Origin of the sequence: Pseudoalteromonas rubra, assembly GCF_000238295.3 — a bacterium.
GTDB lineage: Bacteria > Pseudomonadota > Gammaproteobacteria > Enterobacterales > Alteromonadaceae > Pseudoalteromonas > Pseudoalteromonas rubra.
The window spans coordinates 121,788-129,678 of the sequence record NZ_AHCD03000027.1 but is presented as its reverse complement, the minus strand read 5'-3'; the positions used below and the strand labels follow the sequence as shown (position 1 = coordinate 129,678).

The window sequence follows — 7,891 nt, the reverse complement described above, 5'->3', positions numbered from 1 at the left end:
AACCTAACGGATATATATCCCAGTAATTTTTGGCATATCCCACACGGAACAATCGTCTTCTAAGAAAAAGCGCACTTCCTTCTGTGCCACAAGCGCCGTTAGCAAAGTACTGTAAACCCGCTCATCACGACTATCCTGGATATCAAACAAAAACTTGTCCTTCACGGCACATTTGGTGCTATTACTCGCAATATCCGCAACAACCACAATATCAGTGGGCGCGTTTTTAGGTTGTTGTCCTAACTCCTTCACCTTGCCGTATCCAGTCCAGCCTGCAGCAAACGAGGCCGACGAAAAAGATAACAAAACAGCGGAAAACACCAGTAAAACTGCTCTCATATCACGTATTTCCTACACTATCTTATGATGTACCAAAAAGCATACCAACCTAACAATTTGGACAGATTACACCGGTACGGCCACTAAGTATAGCAGCTGAGTCAACGACCCTTGGGTAATGGCGGCATCCGCCTGCTCGACCACTTTAGGTTTGCCATGCACAGCCACGCCTAAGCCCGCAGCGGCCATCATAATTAAATCGTTGGCACCATCGCCCATGGCCACGGTTTGTCTGGGCGCAATGCCAAACTGTGTAGTCAGGGATTTAAGCACCTCGGCTTTCTTGCTGCCATCAACGACCTCGCCCAGCACTTTACCGGTGAGCTTATCGTCGGCAATTTCCAGTGTGTTAGCAAAGACGGCGTCTAGCTGCAACGGCGCTTTGAGCGCCTCGGCAAACCAGGTAAAGCCACCGGAGGCAATCGCCAGATGCCAATGATGTGCTTTGAGTACCGCACACAGCTGGGCAACGCCCTCCATCAGCGGCAGGTTGTCTTTGAGTTGCTGAATAAGCGGTAATTCGACTCCGGACAGCTTGGCAACACGCTGATACAGGCTGTCGTTAAATGCCAGCTGACCAGCCATCGCTTGTGCGGTGACGGCAGCAACCTCATCATAGACTCCGGCCAGTCTGGCAATTTCATCAATGCACTCAATTTTGATTGCCGTGGAGTCCATATCCATCACCAGTAAACCGGGCTTTTGCAAGCTTGGCGGCTGGCTGATGGCGGCGCCTTGCAGACCACACTGGGCCGCTAACGCACGAATGGCCGCGCGCACATCGCGTGTCGACTGGGTATATAAAACCAGTCCGGGTACCATGTCAGCTGTGGGTTGATACAGCGCTAACCTGGTGACTTCAATATCGGCACGCTGGCACAGGCCTAAAATCTTCAGGACAGTCTCCTCGCTGAGCTGTTCACCAAAGAAGCACAAGTACTGACCGCCTTCTGACAATGGACAAGCGCCAGGCTTAAGGTGATCTTCGTTTTCAATCTGGTACCACTTTGCTAAGGTAAGAAGCTGCTGAGCAGGCTCAGCGATGGCACGCAACTGGATTGACGCGAGTGACTTTGACATGGATACTCCTGATTGGGGTCATATCCGGTTCTTCTGAACCGATGTATTTGTACTTGTTTGGTAACGGTATGCGCCCTTTGTAACATCTTAATCATGGCATGTCAGCAGGCAAACAAGATCTATGAAAAATACACAAGCCCTTGAATATCTCTCCTCGTCACGCAACCGCCGTTTACTGCGTCTGCTGGTCGCGGCAATGTGCTTTTTAACCGTTACCTGGCTGGCCTTTAATACCAGCTTTCGCTCCCATCAACTGTTGCACACCAACGCAGATCACACAGGTCGTAGCCTGACTAAACAACTGGCGCTGAATGCTGCTTTGCCACTCAGCCGCATGGATACGCCACAGCTCAGGGCTTTGTGTAACCACCTCGCCAGTGACGAATTTGTACTGTCAGTCAGGCTCTACAATCAACAAGGCCAATTTATTATCGGCAACGATGGCCAGGATGCACCACCAGAAATAACCGACTTGCCCCGCCATTTAGCCGGGCTGACTCAGTCTAAGCAGCCGATTGTTGAGCCCATTTATGATACGGAGCAACAACCCATAGGTTTTGTCAGCGTCGAGTATTTAACCGAATCTGCCATGGCAGAAAGTCACCGCCATTTCCACGAGCTGGGTCGCGTGGTGCTGCTGATGCTGGTTATTGCTTGTATTTTTACCTGGCAGATTGGCCGGGCCTTAAAGCGCTGGGAAGTAAAACGTCAGATCCGCAATAGCGTTGCTGATGAACAGTAGCATTGCCAGTAACCCTAAAAACCGGCATGGGCTATAAACTATTCAAAAGAAACAAAAAGTTAAAACTATTGACGTCAGGTAGAAATTAAAATAATGTTTTAACTGTGAGTTACCAGAATGGGTAATTAGCATACCGCGCCGAGCAATTAAACTCGGCGTTGGCACAATTTCAAGTTTAAGGAAAATAAAATGAAATTACAGATCAAAAAGAAAAATATGAAGACGCTGTCTAATCTACGTAATTTAGATGCTCAGGCAACGCCAAATGTGGCAGGCGGAACGATTCAAACTCGTCCTGTTTCTTGTCAATACTGGTGCGGTAACAGACAGTCTGACTTTAACTGTAATACTGAGCCAGGCAGACACTGTGTAACAGACTAAGGCAACACATAAAGTCTCACAAGAGGGGTGAGCCCCTCTTTGCAGCAATTATACCTATCATCCCAGTGCTAACGTATTCATCCAGGGCGTTATAAGCTTAATATTTCCTGCGACGTCTTGAAAATTACCTCTGCAATGTCTTGAGGGGATTCTTCGCGAATGGCACACAAATGCTCAAACACCTCCACAACTCTTTTTGGCACATTCACCTGCCCCTGGTAGCCCGATAGCGGCATAGAAGGCGCATCGGTTTCCAACACTAACGACTCTAACGGCACTTGAGCCAGCGTAGTGCGGGTTTTTGCTGCCCGCGGATAGCTGATGGTGCCACCCACACCGAGTTTAAACCCGAGCTTCAGATAACTCTGCGCATCTTGCAATGAGCCAGAGAAGGCATGAATAACGCCTCCGTTTTGAGGGGGACACTGTTTAAAGGCTTTCGCCAACAGGTGATGACTTTTGCGGTGATGCACAATCAGCGGCAAACTCAGCGCATTAGCCAGCGCTATGTGCTCTATAAACAGGTGTTGCTGCGCGTCAATATCCGCCACCATGGCATCAATACCACACTCACCAATCGCCACCAGCTGCGAACGATGCAGATGGGCAAGCGCCGCTAAATCAGACATATCCGCGGCGTTGTGCTGTGCCATAAAGTAAGGATGAAGACCAAAGGCGATGTGCACGCCCGGGTACTGCTGCGCGAAAGCTGGCAAAGTGCGGCACTGTGCCAGCGTGACCCCAGGTACCACCCATTGCCCGATACCCAGCGCCTGCGCCTCTGTCAGGTGTTGAGGCAAACTGTCTCTGAATTCTTCAAAGTCAAGATGGCAATGGGTATCAATGAAGCGCATGGGGTGTGACACTATGGGTTAAGACGTTCAACCTGCCACTGTCCGCTAACGTCTTTACGATACATAAAGCGGTCATGCAAACGATGCTCTCCCCCTTGCCAGAATTCAATCTGATGGGGTTTAACACAATACCCGCCCCAAAAGTCCGGCAACGGAATATCGCCTTTCGCAAACTTACTTTTCATGCTGTTGAAGGTCTGCATCAGGGCCTGACGAGAGGAGACCGGACGCGACTGGGCTGAAGCCCAGGCAGCAAGCTGGCTTTCTTTTGGACGGGAGAGAAAGTACTTAGCAACCGCAGCTGTCGGTAGCGGTTCGGCTTCACCGTACACGATCACCTGACGCTCCAGATTGTGCCAGGGAAAGTGTAATGAAATCTTGTTATTACCTTTGAGCTCTTGTGCCTTACGCGACCCGGTATTAGTGAAAAAGACAAAGCCGTTATCGTCCACTTGTTTGAGTAACACAATCCGCTGTGACGGCTGACCCTGCTCATCCACCGTGGCCACTACCATGGCGGTCGGATCGCTGAGATTTGCATCCACGGCCTGCTGCAGCCAGTGTTCAAACTGCACGATGGGGTTATCATCGAGCTTCTCGCGGGAGAGGCCATCTTTAGTATATTCGCGACGAATATCATCAAGTTTCATAGTGGTCATTCCTTACATAACACAAAAGGCCGCAATAGTGCGGCCTCAGTCTAACATAACGTGATGCATGCATTGCATGATCTCACGCAGGACTTACATCTGCTCCATCACCTCGATGCCCAGCAGCTCCAGACCGGTGTTGAGTGTTCTGGCAACCAGGTTACACAGCAACAGACGACTTTCACGTACTTCAGCAGACACATCGTCTTTGAGGATTGGACAAGCTTCGTAGAAGGTCATGTACAGACTCGCCAGCTCATACAGATACCCACATAATACGTGTGGTGTGGCTTCGCCGATCATCAGATCCAGGACTTCTTCAAGCTGCAGGAGTTTCAGCGCCAGCGCCTTTTCCTGTGGCTCGACGATGTTGATGCTGCCACTGAGCGCCGCACTGTCTACACCGGCTTTGCGGAAAATACTGCGCACACGGGTGTACGCGTACTGTAAGTAAGGTGCCGTGGCGCCTTCGAAGCTCAGCATGGTATCCCAGTTGAAGATGTAATCACTGGTCCGGTGCTTCGACAGATCGGCATATTTCACCGCGCCAATACCCACTTTACGGGCGATTTCAGCACGGGCTTCTGCACTCAGCTCAGACGCACGGTCGGCCAGTTTTTCGCTGGCACGGCTCACCGCTTCATCCAACAGTTCAGCCAGCTTGACTGTGCCGCCTGTACGGGTCTTGAACGGCTTGCCGTCGCTGCCCATCATAGTGCCAAACGGACAGAACTCATAGCTGGTTTCGTCGCGCAGCAGACCCGCTTTGCGTGCAGTCAGCTCAACCTGGTTAAAATGCAGGCTTTGACGAGCATCCACGAAAATCAGAATACGCTCAGCGCCCAGCTCGTTAGAGCGGTAGTCACACGCAGCCAGATCGGTCGTGGCATACAAGAAACCACCACCTGATTTTTGTACGATAAACACCGATGGCTCACCATCTTTGTTTGCCAGCTCATCGAGGAACACCACCTGTGCGCCCTGATCTTCAACCGCAATGTTTTTATCTTTTAACAGCGTGATGATACCGGCCAGACGATCGTTATAGGCACTTTCAGCCATAATGTCATCGCGCGTGAGCGTCACATTCAGCTTTTTGTATACTTCTTCAGAGTGCTTCACCGACGTGTCGATGAACAACTGCCACAGTTTCTGGCAATGTGCATCACCGCCTTGTAATTTAACCACGTAATCACGGGCCTTATCCGAGAAACCTTCTTCATCGTCGAAGCGCTTCTTAGCGTCACGATAGAAAGTTTCTAAGTCCGCCAGTGCCACGTTTTCCAGGTCAATGCCTTGCGCCAGCATATCTTCCAGGTGTGCGATCAGCATACCAAACTGCGTGCCCCAGTCGCCCACGTGGTTCTGACGCGTGACTTTGTCACCACGGAACTCAAGCGCACGTACCACGGCATCACCAATGATGGTAGAACGCAGGTGACCCACGTGCATTTCTTTGGCCAGGTTAGGCGACGAGAAATCGACGACCACGTTTTGCGCCTGAGCATGTTCTGCCACGCCTAGCTTGGCATCCTGATTGGCCGCTTCCAGGCTCGCAGCCAGAAACTCCGGCTTAAGGTGAATATTGATAAAGCCCGGACCAGCAATTTCAGTTTTTGCAGCCACATCGCTGACATCCAGATTATCAATGATCTTCTGTGCCAGCTCACGCGGGTTGGTTTTTAGTGCTTTCGCAGCGCCCATTGCGCCATTAATTTGATAGTCACCAAACTGCGCACGGGTGCTTTGCGTTACCGCCGGATTGGTGCCTTCAGGGATCCCTGCCGCGGCCATCGCAGACAGAGCTTTTTCAATTAGAATACTTTTAATGTTCATTGTGTTTCCTTTGGGTCAGTGCCAGCCTGGGCACTGAGCAAACATCATCGGCGCCTCGGGGCGCCGGAATAAAACGCAGCTTTAAACAGTCAGCGAACAATCGGGTCGAATACACCAGCTTATAGGAAGCGCCGGAGTCAAATCAACCCGCAGCATGACTTTTGGGGCCACCAGACAAACGGATGCCCCAGTTTAATTTAGTGTTCGCGCGTCTGATGGAACTGCACGTCCGGATAACGTTCCATAGACAGGTTCAGATTCACACGGCTTGGCGCGATATACGTCAGGTTATCGCCTCCGTCGAGTGCCAGGTTCTGCTCACACTTACGGCGGAATTCAGCCAGTTTTTTCTCGTCTTCACAATTAACCCAGCGCGCCGTCTGAACGTTAACGCTTTCGTAAATCGCATCCACGTTGTACTCAGACTTCAGTCGTGCCACTACCACGTCAAACTGCAGTACACCGACCGCGCCCACGATCAGGTCGTTGTTGATCAGCGGACGGAACACCTGCACGGCCCCTTCTTCTGATAACTGCACCAGGCCTTTTAGCAGCTGCTTTTGCTTGAGTGGATCTTTAAGACGAATACGACGGAACAGCTCAGGGGCAAAGTTCGGAATACCACTGAACTTAAGTTTTTCACCTTGAGTGAAGGTGTCACCAATCTGGATGGTGCCGTGGTTGTGCAAACCAATGATGTCACCGGCAAAAGCTTCCTGGGCACGCTCACGATCACCGGCCATAAAGGTCACGGCATCAGAAATGCTCACCTGCTTGCCCAGGCGAACATGGTTCATCTTCATACCCTGAGTGTATTTACCTGATACGATACGCATAAAGGCGATACGGTCGCGGTGTTTCGGGTCCATGTTGGCCTGAATTTTAAATACGAAGCCGGTGAACTTCTCGTCGTCGGCACTCACTTCACGTTCGTCCGTCTGACGCGGCAACGGCGACGGCGCCCACTCAGTCAGGCCATCCAGCATATGATCCACACCAAAGTTACCAAGCGCGGTACCAAAATACACCGGCGTCAGTTCGCCACTGAGGAATAACTCTTTATCGAATTCGTGCGATGCGCCAATGACCAGTTCCAGCTCTTCACGTAGTTGCTCCGCCAGACTCTCACCGATAGCGGCATCCAAGTCAGCGTTATCTAGCCCCTTAATGGTGCGCACTTCCTGAATAGTATGACCCTGACCCGTTTGATACAAAATGGTCTCATCGCGGTGAATGTGGTAAACCCCTTTGAACTCTTTACCACAGCCAATCGGCCAGGTAACTGGCGCACACATGATATTCAGCTCAGTCTCAACTTCGTCCAACAGCTCCATCGGATCGCGGATATCACGGTCCAGCTTGTTCATGAAGGTCACGATAGGCGTATCACGTAAACGGGTGACTTCCATCAGCTTACGGGTTCGATCCTCAACACCTTTGGCCGCGTCGATGACCATCAGACAGGAGTCCACGGCAGTCAGCGTACGATACGTATCTTCCGAGAAATCCTCGTGTCCCGGGGTATCCAGCAGGTTAACCAGGCTGTCATTGAACGGGAACTGCATCACAGACGTGGTTACTGAGATACCACGCTCTTTTTCCATGTCCATCCAGTCTGATTTTGCGTGCTGGTTAGAGCCTCGGCCTTTTACTGTACCAGCCTGTTGCAAGGCCTTACCGAACAAGAGTACTTTTTCTGTGATGGTGGTCTTACCCGCATCCGGGTGCGAGATGATAGCGAAGGTACGTCGCTTGTTTATTTCATTGAGGAAAGTCTGGTCTGCCATTAGTCAATTCTTTAGGTTATACGCGGATCCACACATGCTACGCAAAGTGTGCGCATGACACTTTGCAGGGTCATCCGGCGGGTTCATTTTTAATCATGCACTATTTTCGCCGATCTTGGCGCTTTTAACAATCAGTGAAGGTCAGTTACATCATGATTTCGTTCAATATCGGGTTAATTCTCCCATGCAACAGTCAAAGCCAAAAAAGGGATATGAATATTT

General features: G+C 50.8%; 8 protein-coding genes. 2 read left to right on the top strand and 6 right to left on the bottom strand.

Annotated elements, in window-relative coordinates:
- Positions 1 to 3: 3 nt before the first annotated feature.
- Positions 4 to 339, bottom strand: a complete 336-nt coding sequence (locus PRUB_RS05075; protein WP_010384066.1) for a hypothetical protein — start codon at positions 337 to 339, stop codon at positions 4 to 6.
- A 66-nt stretch (positions 340 to 405) separates the two neighbouring features.
- Positions 406 to 1,419 carry a phosphoserine phosphatase SerB gene (serB, locus tag PRUB_RS05070; RefSeq protein WP_010384064.1) on the bottom strand — a complete coding sequence of 338 codons (1,014 nt, stop codon included), beginning with the start codon at positions 1,417 to 1,419 and terminating at the stop codon, positions 406 to 408.
- Between the two features lie 121 nt (positions 1,420 to 1,540).
- Between serB and PRUB_RS05065 the strand changes: the two genes are divergently transcribed.
- Both PRUB_RS05065 and PRUB_RS05060 read left to right on the top strand, forming a co-directional pair.
- Positions 1,541 to 2,161 carry an AhpA/YtjB family protein gene (locus tag PRUB_RS05065; RefSeq protein WP_010384063.1) on the top strand — a complete coding sequence of 207 codons (621 nt, stop codon included), beginning with the start codon at positions 1,541 to 1,543 and terminating at the stop codon, positions 2,159 to 2,161.
- Between the two features lie 189 nt (positions 2,162 to 2,350).
- Entirely contained in the window at positions 2,351 to 2,542 is a 192-nt protein-coding gene (locus tag PRUB_RS05060; protein ID WP_010384061.1) for a hypothetical protein, read from the top strand.
- A gap of 89 nt (positions 2,543 to 2,631) precedes the next feature.
- Here PRUB_RS05060 and PRUB_RS05055 read toward each other — a convergent pair whose 3' ends face one another.
- The 4 genes from PRUB_RS05055 to prfC form a co-directional block, all read right to left on the bottom strand.
- Entirely contained in the window at positions 2,632 to 3,396 is a 765-nt protein-coding gene (locus PRUB_RS05055; protein WP_010384058.1) for a TatD family hydrolase, read from the bottom strand.
- Between the two features lie 11 nt (positions 3,397 to 3,407).
- Positions 3,408 to 4,046 carry a pyridoxamine 5'-phosphate oxidase gene (gene pdxH / locus PRUB_RS05050; RefSeq protein ID WP_010384057.1) on the bottom strand — a complete coding sequence of 213 codons (639 nt, stop codon included), beginning with the start codon at positions 4,044 to 4,046 and terminating at the stop codon, positions 3,408 to 3,410.
- A gap of 93 nt (positions 4,047 to 4,139) precedes the next feature.
- A complete protein-coding gene (argS, locus tag PRUB_RS05045) occupies positions 4,140 to 5,882 on the bottom strand; it encodes an arginine--tRNA ligase (protein ID WP_010384055.1) in 1,743 nt (580 codons plus the stop codon).
- A gap of 197 nt (positions 5,883 to 6,079) precedes the next feature.
- On the bottom strand, positions 6,080 to 7,669 hold the full coding sequence (gene prfC / locus PRUB_RS05040) for a peptide chain release factor 3 (RefSeq protein ID WP_010384053.1): 1,590 nt from the start codon (positions 7,667 to 7,669) through the stop codon (positions 6,080 to 6,082).
- Positions 7,670 to 7,891: the final 222 nt, after the last annotated feature.

What these genes read in the sequence shown, in the direction of transcription:
- pdxH (WP_010384057.1), bottom strand. Translation starts at nt 4,046, where the DNA reads ATGAAACTTGATGATATTCGTCGCGAATATACTAAAGATGGCCTCTCC.
- prfC (WP_010384053.1), bottom strand. Translation starts at nt 7,669, where the DNA reads ATGGCAGACCAGACTTTCCTCAATGAAATAAACAAGCGACGTACCTTC.
- PRUB_RS05060 (WP_010384061.1), top strand. Translation starts at nt 2,351, where the DNA reads ATGAAATTACAGATCAAAAAGAAAAATATGAAGACGCTGTCTAATCTA.
- PRUB_RS05075 (WP_010384066.1), bottom strand. Translation starts at nt 339, where the DNA reads ATGAGAGCAGTTTTACTGGTGTTTTCCGCTGTTTTGTTATCTTTTTCG.
- PRUB_RS05055 (WP_010384058.1), bottom strand. Translation starts at nt 3,396, where the DNA reads ATGCGCTTCATTGATACCCATTGCCATCTTGACTTTGAAGAATTCAGA.
- argS (WP_010384055.1), bottom strand. Translation starts at nt 5,882, where the DNA reads ATGAACATTAAAAGTATTCTAATTGAAAAAGCTCTGTCTGCGATGGCC.
- serB (WP_010384064.1), bottom strand. Translation starts at nt 1,419, where the DNA reads ATGTCAAAGTCACTCGCGTCAATCCAGTTGCGTGCCATCGCTGAGCCT.
- PRUB_RS05065 (WP_010384063.1), top strand. Translation starts at nt 1,541, where the DNA reads ATGAAAAATACACAAGCCCTTGAATATCTCTCCTCGTCACGCAACCGC.